This is a genomic window from Streptomyces sp. NPDC060027, assembly GCF_042737005.1.
GTDB lineage: Bacteria > Actinomycetota > Actinomycetes > Streptomycetales > Streptomycetaceae > Streptomyces.
Genome location: NZ_JBHWVI010000024.1, coordinates 39,262 through 64,573, shown reverse-complemented (window position 1 = coordinate 64,573; position 25,312 = coordinate 39,262). Strand labels below are relative to the sequence as shown.

General features: G+C 72.0%; 20 protein-coding genes. 14 read left to right on the top strand and 6 right to left on the bottom strand.

Going from position 1 to position 25,312, the window contains the following annotated elements; translation table 11 throughout:
• Positions 1-411 precede the first annotated feature (411 nt).
• From ACFWBT_RS09180 to ACFWBT_RS09140, 9 genes are all read left to right on the top strand, one after another.
• Entirely contained in the window at positions 412-2,544 is a 2,133-nt protein-coding gene (locus ACFWBT_RS09180; protein WP_385697595.1) for a hypothetical protein, read from the top strand.
• An 86-nt stretch (positions 2,545-2,630) separates the two neighbouring features.
• A complete protein-coding gene (pelF, locus tag ACFWBT_RS09175; protein ID WP_385697593.1) occupies positions 2,631-4,169 on the top strand; it encodes a GT4 family glycosyltransferase PelF in 1,539 nt (512 codons plus the stop codon).
• Positions 4,166-5,542, top strand: coding sequence for a hypothetical protein (locus ACFWBT_RS09170; RefSeq protein ID WP_385697592.1), 1,377 nt, complete (start codon positions 4,166-4,168; stop codon positions 5,540-5,542). The genes pelF and ACFWBT_RS09170 overlap by 4 nt, the downstream gene beginning before the upstream one ends.
• Positions 5,543-5,663: 121 nt before the next feature.
• Positions 5,664-6,665 (top strand): GDP-mannose 4,6-dehydratase, encoded by a 1,002-nt coding sequence (locus ACFWBT_RS09165; RefSeq protein WP_385697590.1) that lies wholly within the window; start codon positions 5,664-5,666, stop codon positions 6,663-6,665.
• 33 nt (positions 6,666-6,698) lie between these two features.
• The gene (locus tag ACFWBT_RS09160; RefSeq protein ID WP_385697588.1) at positions 6,699-7,412 is read left to right on the top strand and encodes an NDP-sugar synthase; all 714 of its coding nucleotides are present in this window, start codon (positions 6,699-6,701) and stop codon (positions 7,410-7,412) included.
• 7 nt (positions 7,413-7,419) lie between these two features.
• The gene (locus ACFWBT_RS09155) at positions 7,420-8,349 is read left to right on the top strand and encodes an NAD-dependent epimerase/dehydratase family protein (RefSeq protein WP_385697586.1); all 930 of its coding nucleotides are present in this window, start codon (positions 7,420-7,422) and stop codon (positions 8,347-8,349) included.
• On the top strand, positions 8,346-9,005 hold the full coding sequence (locus tag ACFWBT_RS09150) for a spherulation-specific family 4 protein (protein WP_385697585.1): 660 nt from the start codon (positions 8,346-8,348) through the stop codon (positions 9,003-9,005). Before ACFWBT_RS09155 ends, ACFWBT_RS09150 begins: the two co-directional genes overlap by 4 nt.
• Positions 9,006-9,234: 229 nt before the next feature.
• Positions 9,235-11,097: a M1 family aminopeptidase gene (locus tag ACFWBT_RS09145; protein WP_385697583.1), complete on the top strand. Its 1,863-nt coding sequence runs from the start codon at positions 9,235-9,237 to the stop codon at positions 11,095-11,097.
• Positions 11,098-11,363: 266 nt separating this feature from the next.
• On the top strand, positions 11,364-12,335 hold the full coding sequence (locus ACFWBT_RS09140; RefSeq protein WP_385697581.1) for an alpha/beta hydrolase: 972 nt from the start codon (positions 11,364-11,366) through the stop codon (positions 12,333-12,335).
• A gap of 31 nt (positions 12,336-12,366) precedes the next feature.
• Here the strand turns inward: ACFWBT_RS09140 and ACFWBT_RS09135 are convergent, their stop codons facing one another.
• Both ACFWBT_RS09135 and ACFWBT_RS09130 read right to left on the bottom strand, forming a co-directional pair.
• Positions 12,367-13,737 carry a VWA domain-containing protein gene (locus ACFWBT_RS09135; RefSeq protein WP_385697580.1) on the bottom strand — a complete coding sequence of 457 codons (1,371 nt, stop codon included), beginning with the start codon at positions 13,735-13,737 and terminating at the stop codon, positions 12,367-12,369.
• Entirely contained in the window at positions 13,734-14,591 is an 858-nt protein-coding gene (locus tag ACFWBT_RS09130) for an AAA family ATPase (RefSeq protein WP_385697600.1), read from the bottom strand. The genes ACFWBT_RS09135 and ACFWBT_RS09130 overlap by 4 nt, the downstream gene beginning before the upstream one ends.
• A 515-nt stretch (positions 14,592-15,106) precedes the next feature.
• Here ACFWBT_RS09130 and ACFWBT_RS09125 point away from each other — a divergent pair.
• On the top strand, positions 15,107-16,126 hold the full coding sequence (locus ACFWBT_RS09125) for an LLM class flavin-dependent oxidoreductase (RefSeq protein WP_385697578.1): 1,020 nt from the start codon (positions 15,107-15,109) through the stop codon (positions 16,124-16,126).
• A gap of 22 nt (positions 16,127-16,148) precedes the next feature.
• Positions 16,149-17,651 carry a metallophosphoesterase family protein gene (locus ACFWBT_RS09120; RefSeq protein ID WP_385697577.1) on the top strand — a complete coding sequence of 501 codons (1,503 nt, stop codon included), beginning with the start codon at positions 16,149-16,151 and terminating at the stop codon, positions 17,649-17,651.
• A 118-nt stretch (positions 17,652-17,769) separates the two neighbouring features.
• On the opposite strand, the gene sthA is transcribed toward ACFWBT_RS09120, so the two are convergent.
• Entirely contained in the window at positions 17,770-19,173 is a 1,404-nt protein-coding gene (gene sthA / locus ACFWBT_RS09115) for a Si-specific NAD(P)(+) transhydrogenase (RefSeq protein WP_385697575.1), read from the bottom strand.
• Positions 19,174-19,347: 174 nt separating this feature from the next.
• Here sthA and ACFWBT_RS09110 point away from each other — a divergent pair, with 174 nt between their 5' ends.
• Together ACFWBT_RS09110 and ACFWBT_RS09105 are read left to right on the top strand one after the other, a co-directional pair.
• Positions 19,348-19,821, top strand: coding sequence for a hypothetical protein (locus ACFWBT_RS09110; RefSeq protein ID WP_385697574.1), 474 nt, complete (start codon positions 19,348-19,350; stop codon positions 19,819-19,821).
• Between the two features lie 444 nt (positions 19,822-20,265).
• Complete coding sequence (locus tag ACFWBT_RS09105; RefSeq protein ID WP_385697572.1) at positions 20,266-22,167, top strand: AMP-dependent synthetase/ligase; 1,902 nt, start codon at positions 20,266-20,268, stop codon at positions 22,165-22,167.
• A 371-nt stretch (positions 22,168-22,538) separates the two neighbouring features.
• Here ACFWBT_RS09105 and ACFWBT_RS09100 read toward each other — a convergent pair whose 3' ends face one another.
• From ACFWBT_RS09100 to ACFWBT_RS09090, 3 genes are all read right to left on the bottom strand, one after another.
• Positions 22,539-23,300, bottom strand: a complete 762-nt coding sequence (locus ACFWBT_RS09100; protein WP_385697570.1) for a L,D-transpeptidase family protein — start codon at positions 23,298-23,300, stop codon at positions 22,539-22,541.
• A 151-nt stretch (positions 23,301-23,451) separates the two neighbouring features.
• The gene (locus tag ACFWBT_RS09095) at positions 23,452-24,237 is read right to left on the bottom strand and encodes a DUF6629 family protein (RefSeq protein WP_385697568.1); all 786 of its coding nucleotides are present in this window, start codon (positions 24,235-24,237) and stop codon (positions 23,452-23,454) included.
• Positions 24,234-24,821: a hypothetical protein gene (locus ACFWBT_RS09090; protein WP_385697567.1), complete on the bottom strand. Its 588-nt coding sequence runs from the start codon at positions 24,819-24,821 to the stop codon at positions 24,234-24,236. Before ACFWBT_RS09090 ends, ACFWBT_RS09095 begins: the two co-directional genes overlap by 4 nt.
• Before the next feature lie 167 nt (positions 24,822-24,988).
• Between ACFWBT_RS09090 and ACFWBT_RS09085 the strand changes: the two genes are divergently transcribed.
• Complete coding sequence (locus ACFWBT_RS09085) at positions 24,989-25,204, top strand: DUF4177 domain-containing protein (protein ID WP_385697565.1); 216 nt, start codon at positions 24,989-24,991, stop codon at positions 25,202-25,204.
• The last annotated feature ends 108 nt before the right edge of the window (positions 25,205-25,312 follow it).

Genomic DNA, 25,312 nt, shown 5'->3' with positions numbered 1-25,312 from the left:
CCCCGTCGGCAAGCAGACGCGCCACAGGCCCGGGTCGGCGTGACCTAAAACCGATCATTCGCCCAGAACGCCTCGCGGTCTGGACCACTGGCAGTCCGAAGGGGCGGACCTCTGCGTTCCAGATCCGGTCCGTCTTGAACCTTGGCCAGCACAGGGGCGTTTCGCGCGGTAACCGATCGCTTTCCCACAGTGACCGCCCCACCTCGGCCACGACGTCGGCGGCATCCGTTCGATACCCGCTCTTTTCCGTCACGTTTCGCAGCAGGCGCACGAAAGCTACACAGAGACACCACTATGTGACGCGGGGAAAGCGCAACGACCACGTCTGAGGGGGGCTGTGGCGTCGCGCCAGGGGGTGGTCCGCTCCATGGGAGCAGTACTCACCCCTGCCCGGGGAGGGATTTTCACCGCATGAAGCGGACCATCGGCACGACCGCGCTCACCGTCGGCGCGCTCATCGCCTCACTCGGCTTACAGGCCGGCACGGCATACGCGGACGCCGTGACACCCCGTATCGATCTGCGGGTCCTGATCGTGAGTGACGGGGGCCCGGCGACCGACGCCATCGCGGCCGAACTCGCCGCCGCGGGAACGCCGTACACCGAGGTCGACCTGCAGCAGCCCGGACGGCCGGTGATCGACGCCGGTTTCCTCGCGGACACCGTGGACGGCGTACCGCGCGCCAAGTACCAGGCCGTCGTGCTGCCCAACGACAACCCGTTCACGGCGAACTCCGCCGAGATGGCGGCCCTCGCGGCCTACGAGCAGACCTACGCGATCCCGCAGGTCGACGCCTACACGTACGCGCGCCCCGAGGCCGGACTCCAGTACCCGGTCGGCGGCGGCTACTCCGGCAGCCTCGACGGCGTGCGGGCACAGGTCACGACGGCCGGCAAGGCCGGGCCGTTCGGCTATCTCGACGGATCGGTGCCGTTCGAGGACAACTCCCCCGACGTGGGCGAGAGTTACGCCTATCTGTCGACGCCCGCCGCGGGAGCCGACTTCACTCCCTACGTCGACGCGCCGGTCCCCGGGCAGTCGACGCGAGGGTCCCTCGTGGGCGAGTACCGGCACGACGGACGGCGCGAGCTCGTCGTCACGTTCGTCTACAACCGGTACCAGCAGCAGTTCCGGCTGCTGGCACGCGGAATCGTGGAGTGGATGACCCAGGGCGTGCGCCTCGGCGCCTCACGCAACTACTTCGCCGTGCACGTCGACGATGTCTTCGCCGGTGACGACCGCTGGGACACGACGCTCAACTGCACGCCGGGCGACATCGACTGCCCGCAGGGCGAGGGCGTTGCGAACCCGATCCGGATGACTCCGGCGGACGTCGACCACGCGACCGACTGGCAGAGCAGCCGGAACTTCACCCTCGACCTGGCCTACAACGGCGCCGGCAGCGTCGACCAGCGCGAGGACCACAACGGTGCCGACCCACTCGCCGACCAACTGATCGCCGACCGCGACCGGTTCCGCTGGATCAACCACACCTTCACCCACGCCTTCCTCGGCTGTGAGCAGGACATCAGCGCGGTGCCGTGGACGTGCGCCACCAACGCCGACGGCAGCACCAAGTGGGTCGGCCGCACCACGATCGCCGACGAGATCGCGGCCAACCGGGCCTGGGGCCAGACCGCCGGACTCCCGCTGGACAACCAGGAGTTGATCACCGGCGAACACTCCGGTCTGAAGCTCTCGCCGCAACAGCCCGTCGACAACCCCAACCTGGCACTCGCCCTCGGCGACAACGGCGTCACCTGGCTCGGCTCCGACAACTCCCGCGAGCCCGACCAGCGTCAGGTCGGTCCCGCCACCACCGTCCCCCGCTACCCGATGAACGTCTTCTACAACGCGGGGAAGGCGGCCGAACAGGTCGACGAGTACAACTGGATCTACACCGGCCGCGCCCAGGGCGGCAGCGGCATCTGCGAGGACCATCCGGACACCTCGACCTGCCTGTCGGCGCCGCTGAGCACCAGCACGGGCTACGCCGACCACATCGTGCCGCTGGAGACCCGGATCGACCTCGGGCACGTGCTCGCGAACGACCCCAAGCCGCACTTCATCCACCAGTCGAACCTCGCCGAGGAACGCATCGCCTACCCGGTGCTCGATGGCGTCCTCGACGGCTACGCGAACCTGTTCGCGGACGACACCCCGGTGGTGAACCTGCGGATGAAGGACATCGGCGTCGAACTGCGGCGCCGCGCCACCTGGAAGACCGCAGTCGACGCCGGCCAGGTCACCGCCTACCGGGTCGGCGACACCGTCACCGTCCAGGCGCCGAGCGGCGTCGCGGTCACCGCCACCATGCCCACGGGCACCACGATCGGCACCGCGGGCTTCGGCGACGCGTACGCCGGCGAGGTCTCCGGATGGACCGCCTCGGCCGGCACACCGCTCACGCTCGGCCTGCCGTCGTCCACCGCCGGCCCGACCTCGACCGTCGACGCCACCCGGCAGCCCGCGACCAGCCGCACGCCGCGCACCCGGGTGCCGGCGGGCGTCACCGAGCAGGTCCCCTACAGCCCGGACAACTGAGCCGCGCACCGACCGAAGGTCCCGGCCGCGCCGTCAGCGGCCAGGACGGGCACGACCACCCCACACCTCGGCCGTGGAGCACATCAATGCACGTTCCCCGCGGCGCGCGGAGCCTCAGCTCAACGCGCGTCACCCTGCTCACCGAAGGCACCTACCCGCACAGCCATGGCGGCGTCAGCGTCTGGTGCGACCAACTCGTCGACGGCATGCCCGACATCGACTTCGACGTCATCGCCGTCACCGGCACCGGACGCGAACCCATCGTCTGGGACATCCCCGCACAGGTCATGGACGTCGTCGCGGTCCCCATGTGGGGGCCCGCGCCCGACGGCCGCCCTCCCCGCGGGCGCCGCCGCAACCAACTCACCGCCGCCTACGAACAGTTCCTGACCGCTCTCGTGGACCCGTGCGCCGAGGACCGGTTCGCCGCCGCCCTGTACGCGATGGCGCAGGCCGCGGCCGACGGGATGCTGAGTCCCTTCCTGCGCGGCGACCGCGCGATCAGCATCCTGACCGGTGTGTGGAACCGTCCGGGGCTCGCCGTCCGCGAGGCCCGGCCGACCCTGCACGACGCCATCACCGCGACCGCTCTGCTGGAGCACGCGCTGCGTCCCCTGACGGCACCACTGCCCGAGCACGGGGTGGCGCACGCGGTCAGCGGCGGCGTCGCCGTGCTGCCGGGCCTCGCCGCGCTCGAACGGCACGGCGTACCACTGCTGTTGACCGAGCACGGCGTATATCTGCGCGAGCGCTACCTCGGCTACCGGACCGCCCCGTACCGCTGGCCGGTGAAGGCCGTCGTGCTGGGCTTCTTCCGGCTGCTCGCGGAGGAGACGTACCGGCGCGCCGCCCTGATCACCCCGGGCAACCGCTACAACCGGCTGTGGGAGGAGCAGGGCGGCGCCGCGCCCGAGGCGATCCGCACCGTCTACAACGGCGTGGACCCCGCCGCGTTCCCGCCCGCGGGCCCCGAGCCCGAGCGGCCGACCCTCAGCTGGGCCGGACGCGTCGACCCGATCAAGGACCTGGAGACCCTGATCCGGGCGTTCGCGCTGGTTCGGGCCGAACTCCCGGACGCGCGGCTCAGGTTGTTCGGCGGCACACCGCGGGGCGGCGAGGCCTACCGGGAACGGTGCGAGGCCCTGGCCGCCGAGCTGGGGCACGCGGACGCGGTCACCTTCGAGGGTCGCGTGGACGACATCAAGGACGCCTACGCGGCGGGCAATGTCGTGATGCTCTCCAGCATCAGCGAGGGCTTCCCGTTCACCCTGATCGAGGCCATGTCGTGCGGGCGGGCGACCGTGTCCACGGACGTGGGCGGGGTGCGCGAGGCCGTCGGCGACAGCGGTCTCGTCGTCCCGCCGCGCGATGCGGGCGCCATGGCGGCCGCCGCGCTGGAGCTGCTGGGCGATCCCGGACGCCGTCGCTCGATGGGCGAGGCGGCCCGGCTGCGGGTCATCGAGCAGTTCACGCTGCGGCAGACCGTGGACACCTTCCGGTCCATCTACCTGGAGCTGTCGGCGCTCGGCCGGATCGTCCCGGAGGTCCTCGAGACGGCCGGCGCCGCGCTCGCGGCACCGGGCGGCCCGGCGGCCGAGTCGATGCCGAGGAGCCTGGCCGGATGAGCGGACCGATGGCCCTCGAACCCGGCGGCGCGGCGGGCGACACACTGTCCCTGCGGCTCGCCGCCGCCCGCCCGCCCGCCCTCTCCGCGCCCGGCCACGGCGCGGACCAGGACGCGGTCGACCGGCTCGCCGCCGAGCTGGCGGACGGCATCGGGCCGGCCGTCCACCCGTACGAGGTGGCCGCACTGCTGGAATCGGAGGGGCTGACCGCCGAGGTCATCCAGGAGCGGTACGGGCACCCGAACCTCTTCTCGCTCGCCTCCGCGCTGTACGAGAGGGTCCCACGCACCTTTCCCGAGCCGGCCCGGCCCGCCGACCCGTGGCGTCCGGACCATGTGCGCTGCGGGTTGCGCGGGGCGCTGTTCGCCCTGCCGGGCCTCGCCTATCTGCTGGCCGGGCGGCTGTGGCACGCGGGGCGGGACCTCGACGTCCTCGTGCTGGCCGGACTCGTCTCCTGGGCCTGGGGGCAGGCGCTCGGGCACCGCGCCTATCTGCGCAAGACCACGGGGCGCCGCGAGGCGGGCCGGACCCTGCTCAAGGGGGCACCGCTCGGCGCGCTCGCCGCGACGGCCTCCGGGGCGCTGGTCGCCGGGTCCGGCACGGCCATCGGGGTCGCCGCCGCCCAGTCGGTGTATCTCGCGGCGGCCGGGGTGCTGCTGGTGCTGGGCGGGGAGCGGCTGCTGCTGGCCGCGCTCACCCCGCTGATCGCCGGCGCGGCGGCGCTGCCCTGGTGGGAGCCGGGGACCGTGCTGCGCATCGGCCTGCCGCTGCTGTCCGTGCTCGGCGCGGTCGCCGCGGCCGGCTGGGCACTGCGGGCCGCGTTCGCCGCCGCCCCCGTCCCGGACGGCGCCCGTCCGTCGCTGCTGCGGTCGCTGCCGTACGGCCTGTTCGGACTGTCCGCCGGGGTGCTGGTGCTGCTGGAGGGACGGCAGCATCCGTACGCCGTGATCGTGCTGACCGTGAGCATGGGACCGGCGGAGTGGCTGCTGTACCGGTATCGCGGGATGTCGGTGGCGGCGCTGCGGGCGACCGCGACTCCGGCCGCCTTCCTGCTGCGTTCGGCGGGCATCCTCGGTCTCTGCCTGCTCGTCTACGTCCTCCCGCTGCTGCCCGCGGCCCTGCTCACCGGCGCGGAGCCGGCCCCGCTGCTGCTGCTCGCGGCCACGCTGTGGACCGCGCTGCTGCTCCAGGCCTTCGGAGTGGCCTGGGCGCCGGCCGCGGTCTGTCTGGCGGCGGCCGGCGGGGCCGCCGCGACCACCGTGCTCCATCCGCCGCCGAGCGGCGTCGCGCTGTCCCTGTTCTGCGGCACCGCCGCCCTGTGTCTCGCGGCGTGCGCCGTGCGGCTGCTGGGTCGGCCGGCGCCGCACGCCTGAACCATCGCCCGCGGCCCGCCCGGACGAACGCGTCCCGAGGACCGCCACGGCGCACCGCGCACCGACAACCAGGCGCATCACACGCACAACACATGAGCAACCGACCGGAAGGAACTACGAGTTGACCACCGAACCGCTCGCCGCCGTCACCGGAGCCGAGGGTTTCATCGGCTCCCACCTCACCGAGGCGCTGGTCGCCTCCGGACACCGGGTGAGGGCCATGGCGCAGTACAACTCCTTCTCCTCGTACGGCTGGCTGGAGACCCTGGCCCCCGACGTCCTGGACCATGTGGACATCGTCCTCGGCGATGTCCGGGATCCGGGCTCGGTCCGCGGTCTGGTCGAAGACGCCGACTGCGTCTACCACTTGGCCGCGCTCATCGCGATCCCGTACTCCTACCGGGCGCCGCACAGCTATGTGGACACCAACGTCACCGGCACCCTCAATGTGCTGGAGGCCGTGCGTGCCCTCGGCACGCCCCGGCTCGTGCACACCTCCACCAGCGAGACCTACGGCACCGCGCGGACCGTACCGATCACCGAGGACCACCCGATCAACACCCAGTCCCCGTACGCCGCTTCGAAGGCGGGCGGGGACCGGCTGGCCGACAGCTACCACGCGAGCTTCGACACTCCGGTGGTGACGCTCCGGCCGTTCAACACCTTCGGCCCGCGCCAGTCGATGCGCGCGGTGATCCCCACCGTCATCGGCCAGGTGGCCTCGGGCGAACGCACCATCACCCTCGGCGATCTGCGGCCCACCCGCGACTTCACCTTCGTCCGCGACACCGCGCAGGCGTTCCTCGCGGTGGGCACGGCGCCCGCGGAACGGGTCGTGGGCCGGACCTTCAACGCCGGTACGGGCGGGGAGATCTCGGTCGGCGACCTGGTGGCGCTGATCGGCAAGGTGATGGACACCGCCCTCGATGTACGCGAGGACGCGGGGCGCATCCGGCCGGCCAACTCCGAGGTGATGCGGCTGGTCGCCGACGCGACCCGGCTCACCGAGGCGACCGGCTGGAGCCCCGGCCACGACCTGGCCCAAGGACTCGCGCGGACCGTGGAGTTCTTCCGCGAACCGGCGAACCTGGCCCGCTACAAGACCGGCATCTACAACATCTGATCCGTCCGGCACGTCCCACGAAGGAGGAGCCTCATGCACGCAGTGATTCTGGCGGGAGGCAAGGGCGTCCGGCTGCGGCCCTACACCACCGCGCTGCCCAAGCCGCTCGTGCCCATCGGCGACCAGCACGCCATTCTGGAGATCGTGCTGCGCCAGCTCGCCTCGGCCGGTTTCACCGGCTGCACCATCGCCATAGGACACCTGGGCGAGATCATCCGCGCCTACGTCGGCGACGGCTCCCAATGGGGCATGGCCGTCGACTACGCCACCGAGGAGAGCCCGCTCGGCACCATGGGGCCGCTGCTGACCATGCGCGACCGGCTGCCCGAGTCGTTCCTCGTGATGAACGGCGATGTGCTCACCGATCTCGACTTCGCCGACGTCCTTGTGCAGCACCGGAGTTCGGGCGCGCCGCTGACCATCGCGACGTATGCGCGCAAGGTGCACATCGACTTCGGTGTGCTGACCACCGACGACAGCAAGGTGGTGGCCTTCACGGAGAAGCCGAGCATCGACTACCGCGTCTCGATGGGCGTGTACGGTCTGTCGCGGTCCACGCTCGAGGGCTACACGCCGGGACTGCCGCTGGGCTTCGACGAGCTGGTCCTCGATCTGCTGCGGAGCCGGAACGAACCGCACGCCTACGACTTCGACGGGTACTGGCTCGACATCGGCCGTCCGGACGACTACGACCGGGCCAACGCCGAGTTCACCACCCGCAAGTCGCTTTTGCTCAAGGGAGCCTGACCACCGCATGCGCATTCTCGTCCTGGGCTTCACCGGCTATCTGGGCGGCCATGTCGTCGAGCACCTGCACACCCTTCCGGGCGTGCGGGTGCTCGGCGGCGGCCGCTCGCCCGCCGCGGAGTTCGGCATCGACCTGGCCACCGCCCGCAAGGAGCGGCTGGTCCCGACCCTGGCGGCGGCCGCACCCGACGCCGTGATCAACTGCGCCGGCGCGACCGGTGGTGACGCCGTGACCCTCGCCGAGGTCAACTCCCGTGGCCCCGCCGTTCTGTGCGCGGCGCTGCGCGAGGCGGCACCGGCCGCCCGGCTGGTCCATCTGGGCTCGGCCGCCGAGTACGGTCCCGGCGTCCGGGACATCAGCGTGACGGAGTCGGCGGCCACCCGTCCGCTCGCCCCGTACGGGGCCACCAAGCTCGCCGGCACGGTCACCGTCAGCACCTCCGGCCTGGACGCGGTGGTGCTGCGGGTCGGCAACCCGGTGGGGCCCGGAGCACCGGCCGCCGGACTGCCGGGCCGGATCGCGGGACTGCTCCGCGAGGCCGGCCGGGACCCGGACGCGGTGATCCGGCTGGGCGACCTGTCGGCGTACCGCGACTTCGTGGACGTACGCGATGTGGCGCGGGCAGCGGTGTCCGCGGCGACGGCGCCGGGGACCCTGCCGCGGGTCCTCAACATCGGGGGCGGAAAGGCCGTTCCGGTGCGCGACCTGGTGAGCGGGCTGGCGCGCGTCGCCGGGTTCCGGGGGCGGATCGAGGAGAACGGCGGCGGGTCCGCCCGCTCGGGCGAGGTGTCGTGGCAGTGTTCCGACATCACCGCCGCCGGGGAGGCCCTCGGCTGGCGGCCGTCCCTGACCCTCGACGACTCACTGGCCGCGCTCTGGACCGCGGTCGGGAGGACGGCTCCCGTCCCCCCGTTCGAAGGCGACCGGGCGCCATGAGTCTGCTGATTCCGCTGTACGTCCATCCCGGCGAGGATCCGGGCGCCTGGCACCGTCTGATCAGGTCGGCCGACCAGACGTACGGGGTCGTCGTCAACCCGGCCGACGGACCGGGCACGGACCCGGACCCGGCGTTCACCGCGGCGGCCGAGGCGCTGCGGTCGGCGGGCGCCCGGCTGCTCGGCTATGTCGACACCGACTACGGCGCCCGCGATCCGGACGACATCGCGGACGAGGTCCTGCGGCACCGGGACTGGTACGGGACGCAGGGCCTTTTCCTCGACCGGGTGGCGCCGACCCCTGCGGCGCTGCCCGCCTGCAAGCGGCTGGTGCAGAGCGTGCGGCGGCTCGGCGCGGCTCCGGTCGTGCTGAACACGGGCGTCCACCCCGCGCCGGGGTACGCCCGAGTCGCGGATCTGCTGGTCACGTTCGAGGGCCACTGGTCCACGTACGTGTCGGCGTTCAGCAGACCGGAGTGGACCGCGCGGCATCCGCCCGAGCGGTTCTGTCATCTGGTCTACGGCGTCCCCGAGGCGCTCGTTCCGCTCGCCGTCCGCACCGCGCGTGAGCGCGGTGCGGCGGTGGCCGGGCCGGTGACGGGTGAACTCCCCAACCCCTGGTCGCGGTTGACGACCGCCCTCAGCGAACCGGAGTAACGAGCGGCACACATCCCCCGACCTCCTTTGCAACGGTTTGATGGCATGTCTCGGTCAAATCTGCCAGGCTTCCGAGTGCCGTCGCCCTGACCCCAGGTCGACGGCACGGAAATCTCACCAAGCGACCGCGCGCACCCGCGCGCGGCCCGCGGCCGCCCACCGGCGCACCCCAGTCGTCCGGGCGGCCACCGAGCAGGCCGGAATCCCGGCCGCCTCAAAGGAGATTCGTGTGAGACCGACCCCCCTCAAGGCCATCGCGACACGCGTCCTCGCCGTCGCCGCCCTGGCCGCAGTCTCGCTCCCCAGTACCCCCGTGGCGGCCGCGCCGCACACGGCACCGGCTGCGGCCGCCGCCTGCACCCCGGCCCAGGTGGTCACCAACGGCGGCTTCGAGAGCGGCACTTCGCCCTGGACCCAGTCCTCGACCACCGTGATCACCAGCCGCTCGGGCCAGACCGCCCACGGCGGCAGCAGCTTCGCCTGGCTGGACGGTGTCGGCAGCACCCACACCGACACGCTCTCGCAGAGCGTCACGATCCCTTCCGGGTGCAGCAGCGCCTCCCTCACGTTCTGGCTGCACATCGACACGACGGAGACGACCTCGTCGACGGCCTACGACAAGCTCACGGCGAAGATCGGCAGCACGACGCTGGCGACGTACTCGAACCTCAACAAGGCGTCCGGGTACGCCCAGAAGTCGTTCGACGTGTCGGCCTTCGCGGGCCAGACCGTGACCGTCGCCTTCACCGGCACCGAGGACTCCAGCCTCCAGACGAGCTTCGTCCTCGACGACATCGCCCTGAACACCTCCGGTGACACGGCCCCGCCCGCCGACTCCACGCGTACGCCCGCCGCCCCCGCGTACACGGTCAGTCTGAGCAGCAACACGAGCGGCACCGTCTGGACCGGCCACGAGAGCGCGACCTTCACCAACGCCTCCTCCACCGCGCTCAGCGAGGTGTACCTGAGGCTGTGGGACAACTACCACGGCACCTGCTCCGCGATGCCCATCACCGTCAGCAACGTCAGCGGCGGCACTCTGGGCGCCCTCTCGGTGGGCTGCACGGCCCTCAAGATCACCCTGACGTCCCCGCTGGCGCAGGGCCAGAGCACGACGATCGGCTTCGACCTGGGCATCACCGTGCCCAGCGGCGCCGACCGGTTCGGCTACGACGGGGCGTTCAGCTTCATCGGCAACGCTCTGCCCGTGCTCGCGGTCAAGGACGGCGCGGGCTGGCACCTGGACCCGTACACGAACAACGGCGAGTCCTTCTACTCCCTGGCCTCCGACTTCAAGGTGACCCTCGACCACCCGACGAGCCTGCTCGTCCCGGCGACCGGCACCTCGGTCGACACCCCCGGTTCCAGCGGCCGCACCGTCACCACGGCCACCGCGTCCAAGGTCCGTGACTTCGCCTGGGCGGCGGGCCCGTTCAGCAAGATCTCCGGCACCTCCACCTCCGGCACCCCCATCAACGTCTACTCCGTCTCGGGCATCAGCTCCGCCAACGCCCAGTCGATGCTCACCACCGCCAAGTCCGCCGTGGACGCCCACGCCGCACGCTTCGGCGCGTACCCGTACGGCGAGCTGGACGCGGTGATCGACAACAACTTCTGGTTCGGCGGCATGGAGTACCCCGGGTTCGTCCTCGACCTGGTCAGCACCACGGCACTCACCCATGAGATCGCCCACCAGTGGTTCTACGGGATCGTCGGCGACGACGAGTACACCAGCCCGTGGCTCGACGAGTCGTTCACGGACTACGCCACCGACCTGGCACAGGGCAAGACCGGCGCGAGCTGCTGGAGCAGCGTCTCCTGGGCCTCGACCGCGGAGAAGATCACCAACTCGATGGCGTACTGGGACGCACACTCGTCCCGCTACTCCACCGTCGTCTACGGCTACGGCAAGTGCGCCCTGCACGACCTGCGGCGCGTGCTCGGCGACACCGTCATGGCCAAGCTCCTCAAGGACTACGCCACCTCGCACTGGTACGGCGTCTCGACCACGGCCGAGTTCAAGGCGGCCGCCCAGGCCGCCACGACCACGGACCTGACGTCGTTCTGGACGACCCATCGCATCGACGGCTGACGGCTCACCGGCTCACCGCGGTGGCGCCTTCGGGCGTCATCGCGGCGAGCCGCCGCGGTGGAGCGGGGATCGAGGACCACCGCTCCCGGCCGGAGCACCGCGCCGACGCCCCGCCGAACACCGCACTCTCCTCCCGCGAAGCCCAGCGGCGCGCACGCATGGCCCGCCAGGTCGGGGGCAGGTTCCGCCACACGGCGGCTCCCGGTCCGGGAACACGGCGCCGATCATGGTCGAGTGAGCCGCCGGGCTCAGCACGAGGAGACGTCATGCTGCTGGTACCGCCCCCGTTCGACCCCGAACTCAGCGTCGCGCTGGCCGCGGTGGGCCCGTCGATGCCGTCCGGGCTGAGTCTGGAGGACGTCGCCGCCCTGCGCGCGGGACCGGAACTGGCGGTACCCGCGTACGACCTCACCGACGGCGGCACCTTCGAGACCATGGACCTGACGGTTCCGGGACCGCAGGGCGCTCCCGACATCTCGCTCTTCGTCGTCAGGCCTCTCGCGCCCCCGCGGGACGGGCCGCGCCCGGTGATCTACCACTCCCACGGCGGCGGCATGATCCTCGGTACCAACCGGGCCGGAGTGGAGGTCGTCCTGGAATGGGCGAAGGAACTGGACGCGGTCGTGGTGTCCGTGGAGTACCGGCTGGCTCCCGAGCACCCCTATCCGGCCGGGGTGGAGGACGTCTACGCCGGTCTGCTGTGGACGGCGCGGCACGCCGGGGAGTTCGGCGGCGACCCGGAGCGGATCGTCGTCGCGGGCGCCAGCGCGGGAGGCGGCCTGACCGCGGCGCTCGCCCTGCTCACCCGGGACCGCGAGGGACCGCGGCCGGTCGGTCAGGTCCTGATGTACCCGATGCTCGACGACCGCAACGACACCCCCTCCGCGCACCAGATGGCGGGCGTCGGCGCCTGGGACCGTACAGCCAACGAGACGGCCTGGACCGCCGTGCTGGGCGACGCCCGCGGCGGCCCGGACGTGCCCGCGTACGCCGCCCCGGCCCGGGCCGTGGATCTGTCCGGTCTCCCCCCGGCCTTTCTCGACGTCGGCTCGGCGGAGACCTTCCGGGACGAGGTCGTCGACTACGCCTCGCGGATCTGGCAGGCCGGCGGAGTGGCCGAGCTGCACGTGTGGCCCGGCGGCTTCCACGGCTTCGACTCCTTCGCCCCGCACACCGCACTGTCGCGGACCGCCCGTGCCGCCCGCGTCACCTGGCTGCGCAGGCTCCTCGCACCGTGACGCTGCGGCACGGTCCGCGCGCCGCGGTCGTTCAGACGGGCAGGAGACGGCCGATCAGCGCGCTGAGCTGCTGGGCGTTGCGGCACTCGTACATCTCCACGAGCTCGGCGTAGTCGAGGGCCGCGGAGTCGCCCGTGCCCCACTGCGAGCGCGCCTCGGGGTTCAGCCAGTAGGCGCGGCGGGCCTGCCGCGTGAGCTGCCGGACGGCCGGCAGATTCGGATCGCTCATGTTCGTCCGGGCGTCCCCGAGCACGAAGACGGTCGTCCGGGAACCGACCGCCCCGGTGTACCGCTCCGCGAACTCGCCGAACACGACGCCGTAGTCACTGCTCCCGTGCCAGCCCGTCAGCGTCGCCTCCGAGCGGATCCGGGCGCTCAGCCCGTCGGCGTCGGCGGCGCCCTGCACGAGCAGCCCGGTCACCTCGTCGACCCGATTGACGAAGGCGAACACCCGCACCTTGCTGAATTGGTCGTGCAGCGCCTGCACGAGCAGCATCGTGAAGTCCGAGAAGCCCGACACCGACCCCGACACATCGCACAGCAGCACCAGTTCGGGCCGCACGGGACGGCGCCTGCGCAGCACGGGGCGCATCGGCACCCCGCCGGTCGACAGCGATCCGCGCAGCGTGCGCCGCAGATCGATGCTGCCCCGGCTGGCACGGCGGCGGCGCGCGGCCAGCCGGGTGGCCAGCTTGCGCGCCAACGGCTGTACGACCTTGCGCAGTTCGGCCAGCCGGTCCCGTCCGGCGAACAGGAAGTCGACACGGTCGGCGGTCGGGGCCACCGCGCGCCGGGCGATCTCGTCACGGTCGCGCCGCTCGGCGATCCGGCGCCGCGCCTCCGTCGCCACCAGCCGGCGGAACACCTCGATGCGCCGCCGGATCTCGTCCTCCAGCAGCCGGTCGGTGAACCCGTCCGCGCCGCTCCCGGCGCGGACCGTGTCCCGCACGCGGGCCATCAGCGTCTGCGGCCGGAGCCGGTCGAGCGTCTGGTACGACGACCAGCCGTCCGTCGCCGTCGTGCCTCCGTAGCCGCCGAAGCCGTCGACCGCCTCCATCGCCAACTGGCCCATGAGGGACCGGTCGTCGGCGGCCAGCGCGGCCGCGAGCCGGTCCCGCAGACCGTCCCGGTCCGCGGGAGCCGTACCGTCCGGTGCGCCGACGCCCCGCGGAAAGTACACGTCGAAGACGGGGTCGAACACCCGTCGTTGTCCCGGGTTGTGGAGCAGAGTGGCGGCCAGCCCCTCGCGCAGCCGGTCACGGTCCGCGAAGCCCAGCGCCTCCACCGCCTGCGCGGCGTCCACGGTCTCGCCGGTGCCGATCCGCACGCCGTGCGAGCGCAGCGCGCCGACCAGTCCCGTCAGCCGGTCCGCGACTCCGGCCGTCGGCACCGCGGCGTTCACACGGCGCCCAGGTCGAGCTTGGCGGCCGCCTTCAGTACGTCGTCCTGATGCTTGAGGATCACGCCGAGGGTGTCGCGTACGACGTTCTCGTCGAGGGTGTCGGCGCCCAGGGCGAGCAGCGTTCGGGCCCAGTCGATGGTCTCGGCGACGGACGGGACCTTCCGCAGGTCCATCTCCCGCAGCGCCCCGACGACCCGCACCACGGACTCCGTCAGCGCCTCGTCGAGTCCGGGCACCTTCAGCCGGACGATCCGGCGCTCCAACTCCTCGTCCGGGAAGCCGATGTGGAGGAAGAGGCAGCGGCGGCGCAGCGCCTCGGACAGCTCGCGGCTGGCGTTCGAGGTCAGCACCACGAAGGGACGGCTGGTCGCCGCGATCGTGCCCAGTTCGGGGACGGTGACCTGGAAGTCGCTGAGTACTTCGAGCAGCAGGCCCTCCACCTCGACGTCGGCCTTGTCGGTCTCGTCGATGAGCAGGACCTTCGGGTCGTCGCCGCGGATGGCCGTCAGCAGCGGGCGCGCCAGCAGGAACTCCTCGCTGAAGATGTCCGTGCGCGTCTCGTCCCACGTCTCGTCACGGCCCGCGGTGATGCGCAGCAGCTGTTTGGCGTGGTTCCACTCGTACAACGCCCGTGACTCGTCGACGCCTTCGTAGCACTGGAGGCGGACCAGCCGGGCCCCGGCGACCTGTGCGACGGCCTTGGCGAGTTCGGTCTTGCCCACGCCCGCGGGGCCCTCCACCAGGAGGGGCTTGCCGAGGCGGTCGGCCAGGAAGACCGTCGTGGCCACGGCGGGCGACGCCAGATAGCCCGTCTCGGCGAGGCGTGCGGAGACGTCGTCGACGGATGTGAACAGCAACGGGGCCTCCAGCGCGCGCAGACGAGGTCGGGCTGACTATCTAAGCGCTTGTTCACCCTCGCTGTCACGTGTGACGACGCCCACGGACCGGTAGCGGGAGGCCCCGGGAAACCCTTGCGTCCCGGGAGCGCCGCGTGGCCCGGACGGTTCGAAGCTCGTCGAAAGGTGGGGCGGCCGGGCCGGTTCCTGTGTCGTCAAGGACCGCGGGGCGTGGTGGCTCCGCCCACCCGGCAGCGCCCCTCCGGCCGGCCTCGGGGAGGCGTCGGCCGACGGAGAGGTCTGACCCGTCACCACGGGGGGAGCGACGGGCCAGACCCTCCGCACACGGTGCCATGCACGGCCCGTCTCGCGCAGTACCTTCGCGAAGTCCGGCCCGGCACGCGGGGCTGACGCTCCACGCCGGCCCCGCTGACCTGCGCGGCCCTCCCCTTCGACCCACGGTGATCGCCTGCGACAATCGGCGGGGTAGCGCCCGTGTTCGACGAAGTGTGCCGCGAACGATGGAGGAGACCGTGCCGCTGCCCTCACACCCCTTGCTGAAGCTGGGGTTCCTCACCATCGGCCTGTTCGACGAGGACGACCCCGGGCGCGGGCACGAGTCCACGCTCGGCATCATCGAGCTGGGCGAGCGGCTGGGCTTCGACAGCGCGTGGCTGCGTCACCGCCATCTCCAGTACGGCATCTCCTCGCCCGTGGCCGTTCTGGCGGCCGCCTCGCAGCGCACCCGCCGCATCGAGCTCGGGACGGCGGTCATCCCCGTGGGCTGGGAGAACCCGCTGCGGCTCGCCGAGGACCTGGCGACGGTCGACGTACTGGCGAAGGGCCGCCTCAACCCGGGAGTCAGCGTCGGCCCGCCCCAGCACTACGAACAGGTGAAGCACGCCCTCTATCCCGACACCGCCGAGGCCGAGGACTTCGGTTACGCGCGCGTGGAACGGCTGTTGGACTTCGTGCGCGGCAAGCCCGCCTCCGACTTCAGCGGGATGGAGGGCTTCGAGGTCTACTCGGACCGCGTGCAGCCGCATTCCCCCGGCCTGGGCCGCCGTATGTGGTACGGCGGCGGCAGCCTGCGGTCGGCGCACTGGGCGGGCGAGCACGGGATGAACTTCCTGACCAGCAGTGTCGTGAAGGCGGAGGAGTCGGAGGACTTCGCCGAGATCCAGCTCTCCCATGTACGGGCCTTCCGCGCCCGGCACCCGGACGGCGACCGTGCCCGCGTCTCACAGGGACTCGTCGTGATCCCCACCGACAGTGCCTCGCCCGCGCAGTGCGCGAAGTACGAGGCGTACGCCCGGGGGCGGCTGCCGCGCACGGCGGCACCGCAGGGGCCCGCGCGTCTGATGTTCGCGCCGGACCTCGTCGGCAGCTCCGACCGCATCACCGAACAGCTCTACGCGCACGCCGCGTTCAGGGAGATCGACGAGGTGGCGTTCGCCCTGCCGTTCACCTTCGACCACGAGGACTACGTCCAGATCCTCACCGACATCGCCACGAAGCTGGGCCCGGCGCTGGGGTGGCGACCGGCCGTCTGAAGAGCGTTGTTACGGTGCACCGGTGGCTCACTCTTCACGCGACACCGCCGAGGGCGCCGGCTGGGGCGATCACCGACCCGGGGAGTACAAGCGGCTGATGCCGTCCCGGGTGGAGAAGCTCTCGTGGCTCGACCCCAGGACCCTGTGGCCCGCGCGCAACGGCGTGCTGGCGTCGTGGTTCGGGGACCCCACGGGCCGTACCCGGGCCCGCTGGGTGGCGCAGCGGGCGGCTGCCGGGGCGCCCGCCGACGCGGTGATCCGGCGCACGGACGCGGACCACTTCTCCTTCATGGTCATCGGGGACACGGGCGAGGGGGACGATCCGCAATACGCCGTGGTTCCCGGGTTTCTGAGGGTAAGTCAGGGAACGGACTTCGCCGTCCTCGCGAGTGACGTGATCTATCCGGTCGGCGGCACGGACGACTACGGGAGCAAGTTCTTCCGCCCCTACCGGGACTACCGGGCCCCCATCTACGCCATACCCGGCAACCACGACTGGTACGAGGACCTGCACGGCTTCATGCGGGTGTTCTGCGCGGCGCCGCCGCTGGCTCCGGAGGCGGCCCCGCGCCGCCCGACGCGGGCCTGGCTGCGGTCGCTGCTGTGGCACAGGCCGGGCGCGGCGGACGAACAACGGCTGGCCGAGGCGCGGGAGTTGCGTTCGGCGCCGTCCCAACAGGCCGTCCAGCCGGGCCCGTACTGGGCGATCGACGCCGGACCGGTGCGGATCATAGGCATCGACACCGGCCTGCTCGGGAGCATCGACGCCGAGCAGGGGCGCTGGCTGCGCGAGGTCTCCCAGGGGGACAGGCCCAAGATCCTGATCACCGGCTCCCCGCTGTACGTGGACGGCGAGCACCACCCGTGCGCCATCGAGGGCGGCGGCACGGTCGACGACATCGTGCGGGACCCCGGTCATCACTATGTCGCCGCGATCGGGGGCGACATCCACAACTACCAGCGCTATCCGGTACGGGTGGACGGCGGGCGCACGATCCAGTACGTCGTCGCCGGTGGCGGCGGGGCGTTCATGCACGCCACCCACACCATCCCCCGGGTCCGTGTCGCCCAGGTCGCCGAGGAGGACTTCCGCTGCTATCCGCTGCGAGGCGATTCGCTGGCCTTCTACAGCAGGCTCTACGGGCGCCGACTGCGGATGCGCCGCTTCTTCACGCTCACCGAGGCCGAGGCCACGGCGGTGATCGCCCAGCGGCTCGGCATCCCTCCGACGCGCGCCCAGGGCACGCCCGTTCGCGTCACCCCGCGCACGCGTCTGGTCGCCGGTCTGCTGGGCGCCGGCGGCCGCCCCGACCGGACCTCGCGGCTGCGGCTCCCGGTCCGCAAGGCGTACACCCAGCTCTTCTCGCCCGGCTCGGCGACGTACAGTCCGCCGTTCTTCAAGTGCTTCCTGCGCCTGGACGTCACCCCGTCCTCGGTCCAGCTGCGCTGCCACTCGGCGACCGGCACCCTCGACCACGAGATCGATCCGCCCGTCGAGGACGAGGTGACCATTCCGCTGTCCTGACGCGGCTCCCTCCGCGGGGCGCCCGGCGGCGGGGCCTGCCGGGGGCCTGTTCGCCCGGCGGGGCGGGGGCGCCGTCGGGCCTGCCGTCCCCGCCCACCCGGGAGCTTCCTCGCGGTGATCAGTCCCGCAGGCGGTCGATCTGCCGGATCTTGTTGGTCGCGTCCAGGGCGGCGACCTTGTAGGACTCGGCGAGGGTCGGGTAGTTGAAGACGGCGTCGACCAGATAGTCGACCGTGCCGCCGCAGCCCATGACGGACTGGCCGATATGGATGAGTTCCGTCGCGCCGGTACCGAAGCAGTGGACGCCGAGGAGTTTACGGTCGTCGGGCGAGACCAGCAGCTTCAGCATGCCGTGCGAGTCGCCGATGATCTGCCCCCGGGCCAGTTCGCGGTAGCGGGATATGCCCACCTCGAACGGCACGCATTCCTCGGTGAGCTGATCCTCGGTCCGGCCGATGAAGCTGATCTCCGGGATGGTGTAGATGCCGATGGGCTGCAGGTCGTGCATCCGGTTCACCGGTTCTCCGCAGGCGTGGTACGCCGCCGTACGGCCCTGTTCCATCGAGGTGGCCGCGAGAGCCGGGAAGCCGATGACGTCGCCGACGGCGTAGATGTGCGGCACTTCGGTGCGGTAGTGCTCGTCGACCGTTATCCGGCCGCGCCGGTCGGCGGACAACCCCGCCTTGTCGAGGTCGAGTTCGTCGGTGAGGCCCTGTCGGCCCGCCGAGTACATGACCGCGTCGGCGGGGATCTTCTTGCCGCTCTCCAGGACCGTGAGCGTGCCCCGGGGGTGGCGCTCGACGGCGGCGACGGTCTCGCCGAACCGGAAGGTGACGGCGAGATCCCGCAGGTGGTACTTCAGCGACTCGATCACCTCGACGTCGCAGAAGTCGAGCATCCCGGCGCGCTTCTCGACCACCGTGATCTTGGAGCCGAGGGCCGCGAACATGGAGGCGTACTCCATGCCGATCACCCCGGCGCCGACGATGACCATGGAGCGCGGCACCTGCTCCAGGTTCAGGACGTTGTCCGAGTCCATGATCGTCCGCCCGTCGAACTCGACGGTGTCGGGCCGCGCCGGACGCGTGCCCGTGGCGATGACGATGTGTTCGGCGCTCAACAGCCTTTCGTTGCCGTTCACTTCGACCAGGGCGACGGTGTGGTCGTCCACGAAGCGGCCGGTGCCGGCGAACAGGGACACGTGGTTGCGCGAGAGCTGGCTGCGGATGACGTCGACCTCGCGATTGACCACGTGCTCGGTGCGCGCGGTCAGATCGGCGACGGTGATGTCCTCCTTCAGGCGGTAGCTCTGGCCGTACAGATCCCGCTGGCTGAGGCCGCTGAGATACAGGACCGCTTCCCGCAGAGTCTTGGAGGGGATGGTTCCGGTGTGGATGGAGACCCCGCCGACCATGTCGGGGCGGTCGATGACGGCCACCCGACGGCCGAGCTTGGCCGCGGCGATGGCGGCCTTCTGGCCGCCCGGGCCGGATCCGATGACAAGCATGTCGAAGTCGCGCACCTCCGGAGTCTGTCAGCCCGAGGCCTCTCCCCGAAAGGGTGAACGGGTGACCAGTCGGCGCAGCGACGACGGCGCGACGACTCCCCGTGCCACCCCCGGCCCCCCGAGCCGGACGCCTCGCGACCGCGCCATCATGGTTCCCAAAAGCCCGGAACCCGCCTCTTGGAGGCCTCTGTGGAGATCGACGCGTTGCCGTATCTCGATGAGCACACCACCGTCGTCGCGGCGGGAACCGGCGACCTCTGGCGCGGCCTGGGCGAGGTCCTCGACCGCTCCGCCGCACGGCCCGGCGCGTCCGGATACGCGAGACTGGTCGGGTGCTCCGACCGCACGGCGTCGGGGCCCCGCCCCTTCGCCGAGGGCTCCACGATCCCGGGGTTCCGGGTGACCGCCGCCGTCCCGGGGAGCGAGCTCGTCCTCCGAGGCCGCCACCGCTTCTCGTCCTACGCCCTGATCTTCCGCGTCGAGCGGGTCGGCCCGGACCGATCGCGGTTGCGGGCCGAGAGCCGGGCGGCCTTCCCCGGCCCGGCGGGAGCCGTCTACCGTCGGCTCGTCGTGGGAACGGGCGGGCACGCGCGGGGCATGCGCCGTCTGCTCGCGTCCATCGCCCGGCAGGCCGAGCGCGACGACGGCCCCTCGACCGCGTGAGGCCCGTCGATCCGCCCGGCGCCGTGGATCGACGCCCAGGGGCCGCCACCGGCGCGGGCGGCGGCCGGCGCTCCGGCGACACGCGCCCGTGAGGCGGCTGCGGGAGCTGCGTCTCTGCATCCAGGACCACGATCCGGCGACGCGCGCCCGCGAGGCGGCTGCCAGGGGTGCGACGCCTCCCGATCACGCGCGAGGGCCGTCCGTCTTGTCCGGAATCGGTCCCGCGGTGCCCGCGAAGGACGACAGGCGTCAACGACAGCCGGACGGGTAGCTGTTGGCCCCTCCACGGGGCGACGGAGAACGCCCGGGGACCGGAAACTCCGCGGCGGGCGAACGGCTGCCGGAATTGGACGCGGCCGTCGCCCGCGTGGGCTACATTCGGGAATCCTCGGCATCGGCGCCTCCGGGGGCGAGGCCACGTCGAGGAGAACTCCGGAGCGGCGAATGCACCAGTCCCACCTTCCTCCAGCACCGGCGGCGCGCATGCAGGGGGGACTCGCCGACAGCCTCCACGAGACGGCGCTCAGCACCCCCGATCTGCCGCAGGTCGCGCGCCGCCCCGAGGGCCGCTCGGGCGGCTGGACGCAGCTGACGGCGGCCGAGCTGTGGGGCGAAGTGGTCGACGTGGCGCGGGGGTTCGTCCGGTCCGGCATCCGGCCCGGCGACCGCGTGGCCATCATGGCCCGCACCCGCTACGAGTGGACGGTGCTCAGCTATGCCCTGTGGTCGATCGGTGCCGAGATCGTGCCGATCTACCCGACGTCGTCGCACGAGCAGGTCGCCTGGATCCTGCAGGACGCGCACTGCGTGGGCGTGGTGGTCGAGGACGAGCAGGGGGTCATGACAGTCGGCTCGGCGTGCGCCGCCCTCCCGTTCCTGCGCCATGTCTGGCAACTGGACACCGGGGCGATCACGCAGCTGGTGGAGCGCGGCCGGGCGATACCCGTGACGGCGGTCGACTCGCTGCGCAGGATCGTGCTCGCCGACTCCACCGCCGTCATCGCGTACACCTCCGGCACCACGGGACAGCCCAAGGGCTGCGCCCTGACGCACCGCGGCCTGGCGAGCCCCTGCGACACCCTGCTCGAAGGCTGGAGACACACGGCGGCTCCGCCGGGCGTGCAGCCGGCCGTCCTCGCCTTCCTGCCCTTCTCCCACGCCTACGGCCTGATGATCCAGGGAATCTGCCTGCGCGGCGGCATCCTGATGGGGCACGAGCCGGACCTGCGGGAGGACGCGCTGTCCGAGGCCATGCTCTCCTTCCGGCCGACCTATCTGTACGCCGTCCCCTCCGTGTTCGAGAGGATCTACAAGAATTTCTTGCGGGCCTCCCAACGAGCCGGTCGCGGCGCGTTGTTCGAGCGCGCCGTGCGCACGGCGCAGGACTTCGCCCTGGCCGAGGAGAGCCGGCGGCTGGGCACGGGCACGGGTCCCGGTTTCGATCTGCGGCTCCAGCACTCCCTCTACGAGAAGACCGTGTACAAGAGACTGCGCGCCGCGCTGGGCGGGCGGGTCTGCGGGGCGGTGTCGGGAGGCTCGCCGCTGAACCGTGAACTCGCCCTGTTCTTCGCGGGAATCGGGATCTTCGTGCACGACGGATACGGGCTCACCGAGACCAGCGGCGGCATCACCGCGCAGCCGGTCGGGGGGGAGAAGTTCGGCACCGTCGGACGCCCGTTGCCGGGCACGGAGGTCCAGGTGTCCGACGACGGGGAGATCCTCGTGTGGGGGCCCTCCGTGTTCCAGGGCTACATCAACGACACCGCCGCGACCCGCGCCTCGTTCCGCAACGGCTGGCTGGCGACCGGGGACATCGGCCAGGTCGACACCGACGGATACCTGACGATCACCGGGCGCAAGAAGGACATCATCATCACCAGCGGGGGCAAGAGCGTGGCCCCTTCCGCCCTCGAGGAACGGCTGCGGGTCCACCCCCTCATCCATCAGGCGGCCGTCGTGGGCGACAACCGGCCCTGTGTGGGCGCCCTCATCACACTGGACCCCGAGTTCGTGACGCACTGGCGCGCGTCCCGGGCCAAGGGGGAGACCCCCGCCCGGGACGCGCGGGAGGAGAACGAGCTGCGGGAGGAGGTCAGACGCGCGGTCGCGGCGGCCAACAGCACCGTGTCCCGCTCCGAGTCCATCCGGGTCTTCCGTGTCCTCCCGGAGCCCTTCGACCTCTCCAACGGACTGCTGACGCCCTCGCTCAAACTGCGCCGCGACGCGATCGCCCAGCGGTACGCGGCCGAGATCGAGGCGATGTATCAGACCTCGTCGCGGGTGCCACGGGAGTCCGCGCTCAGTGAGCCGTCGATCCTGGACGACTCGGACAGCGTCTTCCGGTGAAACGGGCGGACGACGGCGCGACGCGAAACGTAGGTGCCTCCCAGGAGCGACCTCAACGGCGTGACGCGGCTCCTGGTTTCCGGCTGATCGGTGATGTTCATGCGTCCACCTTGCGCCGAGCCCGCCGGAGCGACCAGATCTCTCCTGGGAGGAGGACCACCGGTCCTGGTACCGGCTCCACCACCATCAGCGGGAATAGCCCGGCGCCCTCGGTCGGCATCCTCGGCCCGACCCGGCGGCGGATGACGCGGCGGCGGTCGATGCGGGCGCGGCGCCTTCGCCCAGGGTAGCCGCAGGCTGAAGTCCGCCCAGGGTAGCCGCAGGCTGAGGACCGAGCCGCCGCCGACCTCACTCGCGACGGAGACGGGCCTTCACCGTGCCAGCGAGGCCGCGTCCCCCATGACCACCACGGGATGCCGGTCGGGGTCCAGGTCACGCATCAGCTCCTTCAGGTCGCCCTCGCGCAGACCGACGCAGCCGTGCGTGGGACCGCCGTGGTCCACGTGCAGCCAGATCCCTCCGCCGCGGGCCGAGCCCAGGGGCCGGGTCCAGTCCAGGGGTGTGGTGCCGGGTCGGCGGTTGTAGTTGACGGCGACCACATAGTCGAAGGCGCCCGCCAGCGACTCCCCGTCGAAGCCCGTGCCGGGTGAGGTGAAGGCACCCGAGCGGTCGTACGGGAGCCGGGTGCCGGGATCGGGACGCAGCCCACCGGCGTCCGTGAGGCCGAAGACCCCGATGGGGGAACGCAGATCACCGGCCAGGTGGTGGTCGGTCCAGCCCTTGAGCGCGTTGCGCGCGGGCCGGCTCGGGCCCGCCTCCCAGCCCGCCTCCGTACGCTCGTACAACACCACGGTGGACAGCGGGGAGTTCTTGCCCCGGCCGGTCACCACGACGGCCTGCCGGGTCCGCGACGGGACGGCTGCCCAGGTCCTGGGGCCGAGGCCCGGCAGTCGTCGCGGTGCCGCCTCGGGCGAGGCGGTCGGAGCGGGGGCCGGTGCCGCCACGCCCTGACGCGCCGAGGAACCACCGGCTCCCTGGCCGCCGAGCGTCTCGGCCGTGCCGCCGCCGCAGCCGGCGATCAGGAACGAGGCGACGACGATCGCCGCCGGAACACGGTGTACGGGGTTGATCATGCGTCGGCCCTGACCGACACATATGAGGAACTCATCAGGTCTTTCACAGATCGCCGAGTACCCAGGCTGCGCCCGATCACCGGTGCCGGGGCGGAGCACCCGTGCTCCGGGGATCGGCGGCGGTCCGGCGGCCGGGGCGTGGTCCGTCACGTCATCGGTGCGCCGCCGGCTCGAGCGAGGCGACGGCCGCACGCGAGTTCACCCAGACCAGCAGGGCCACCGAACCGACCGCCGCGAGGGCGCACCACGTCGAGACGAACTCCAGCTCCCACAGCGACCAGCAGATCACCGCACCAGCCGCGACCAGGACACCGAGCAGCAGCAGCCCGCGGTCGCCGGAGATCAGCAACGCGCCGACGGTGGCGAAAAGGCAGCCCGCGATGACCAGTTCGGGCTGGGCCAGGTCGACGACATAGCCCATGGTGTGGCCGCGGATCTCCGCCCTCACGGGGTGGGCCGTCAGCGCGTACGCGAGCGCAGCCGCGGTCACGATGCCGGCGGCGAGCGGGAGCGTCAGCCGGCGCCGGGCCTGGCGCCGTGCCGCCCAGAGCACACCCAGCGGCACCCACACCGCCGGCAGCGGGAGCGCGATCACCGCCCGGGCCACGGTGGCGGGACCCGTACCGCCCCCGGCGTCCCAGACCAAGGATTCGACGATCTGGTGGGCGCCGAGCAGCAACGGCAGGGCGGCCAGCGGGAGATCCTCCCTCCGTCGCGCCCGGAGGACACAGGCCACCCCGACCGCGGCGACACCGACACCGGCACCGGCACCGGCCGCCAGATCGGCCGTCGCGCTCCAGCAATCGCTCCACCCTGCGTCCGCCGTCCCGATCCCGAGGTCCGGGCCCACGCTACGACGCCGCACGACCGTGCCCGGCATGGACACGACGGCCGTCCGGACATGGTTCCCGGCCCTTCGCGGCGGACGACGGGTCACGCCCGCCGCTCCCCTGGCATGCTGCCCCCATGCCGGCTCCCACGCAGCCGAGCCTCCCCGTCGCCGCGGACAGACCCGTCACACCGGTCGGCGGTCTGCGCGTTCAGGCGCGTCGCGTCGGTCAGGAAGTACGGGGGGCCGGGCGCGTGTTGCACGAGGGCCCGGACCGGTCCGCGCAACAAGCCCCGTAAGCCCCCCGGCAGTGGAGCGCGGGCCCGCGGTCCGGTGCCCGGTATCCGGCCGCGTGCCGCGAGCGCGGCCCGCAGTCGCTTCTCGTCCATCTGGAGGCCCGCTCCGCTGACCGGCACGTAGTGCCGCAGTACGGCTCGGCGGGCTTCCGCGAGCAGGACCCCGGACGCCCGGGAGGCCGGACTGTCGGAGTGCGGGTTGCCGAACAACCCGCCCGTGATCCGCTCCGCGCTGCCCGTGACCAGGGAGCGCGGCGGCAGTCCGGCACCCGTGTGGTCGAGATAGGTGTGCCCGCCCTCGTCGAGATAGCCGAACTCGCGCGCCCGCAGGTCGGCGAGGCTCGCCGGCGCCTGTGCGGTGCCCGCTGTGCGCGGGTCGGCCTGTGCCTCTTCCATGCTGTCCCCTCCGCCCGGCCGGGCGGAAGCCCCTGCCACGGCCCGGCACTTCATGAAATTTCAACAAAGGTATCCGTGCGGTCCGGTTCACCCCTGTGCCACGTCCGCGAACAGTGATTGGGTGAGCCCCGGCCATGCCATCCAACACGCAGGAGAGCTCCGCAGCCATGAGCAACCCTTACACCTACGAATACAAGGTCGTCACGTTCCGGGAGTCGTTGATCGGCGACGCGCTGGACAGCGACAAGCTGGAGAAGGTCCTGAACAAGCACGCCGAGGACGGGTGGGCTCTCAAGGCGATCACGTCCGCCGACGTCAAGGGCCGCATAGGTCCCGGCGCCGTGGAGGGGCTGCTGCTCACCCTGGAACGGCCACGCGGATAGCGGTCGTGTGGTGCGCGCGGCGCCGAGGCGGGAGATGCTGTTGATGATGGGACAGCGGATCCGCAGGTGCTACTGACGCCGTCGGAGGCCTTCCGGCACGGAAGGCCT

Coding starts and splice junctions, on each gene's coding strand:
- ACFWBT_RS09180 (WP_385697595.1), top strand. CDS start 412: ATGAAGCGGACCATCGGCACGACCGCGCTCACCGTCGGCGCGCTCATC.
- pelF (WP_385697593.1), top strand. CDS start 2,631: ATGCACGTTCCCCGCGGCGCGCGGAGCCTCAGCTCAACGCGCGTCACC.
- ACFWBT_RS09170 (WP_385697592.1), top strand. CDS start 4,166: ATGAGCGGACCGATGGCCCTCGAACCCGGCGGCGCGGCGGGCGACACA.
- ACFWBT_RS09160 (WP_385697588.1), top strand. CDS start 6,699: ATGCACGCAGTGATTCTGGCGGGAGGCAAGGGCGTCCGGCTGCGGCCC.
- ACFWBT_RS09155 (WP_385697586.1), top strand. CDS start 7,420: ATGCGCATTCTCGTCCTGGGCTTCACCGGCTATCTGGGCGGCCATGTC.
- ACFWBT_RS09150 (WP_385697585.1), top strand. CDS start 8,346: ATGAGTCTGCTGATTCCGCTGTACGTCCATCCCGGCGAGGATCCGGGC.
- ACFWBT_RS09140 (WP_385697581.1), top strand. CDS start 11,364: ATGCTGCTGGTACCGCCCCCGTTCGACCCCGAACTCAGCGTCGCGCTG.
- ACFWBT_RS09105 (WP_385697572.1), top strand. CDS start 20,266: ATGCACCAGTCCCACCTTCCTCCAGCACCGGCGGCGCGCATGCAGGGG.
- ACFWBT_RS09100 (WP_385697570.1), bottom strand. CDS start 23,300: ATGATCAACCCCGTACACCGTGTTCCGGCGGCGATCGTCGTCGCCTCG.
- ACFWBT_RS09090 (WP_385697567.1), bottom strand. CDS start 24,821: ATGGAAGAGGCACAGGCCGACCCGCGCACAGCGGGCACCGCACAGGCG.
- ACFWBT_RS09085 (WP_385697565.1), top strand. CDS start 24,989: ATGAGCAACCCTTACACCTACGAATACAAGGTCGTCACGTTCCGGGAG.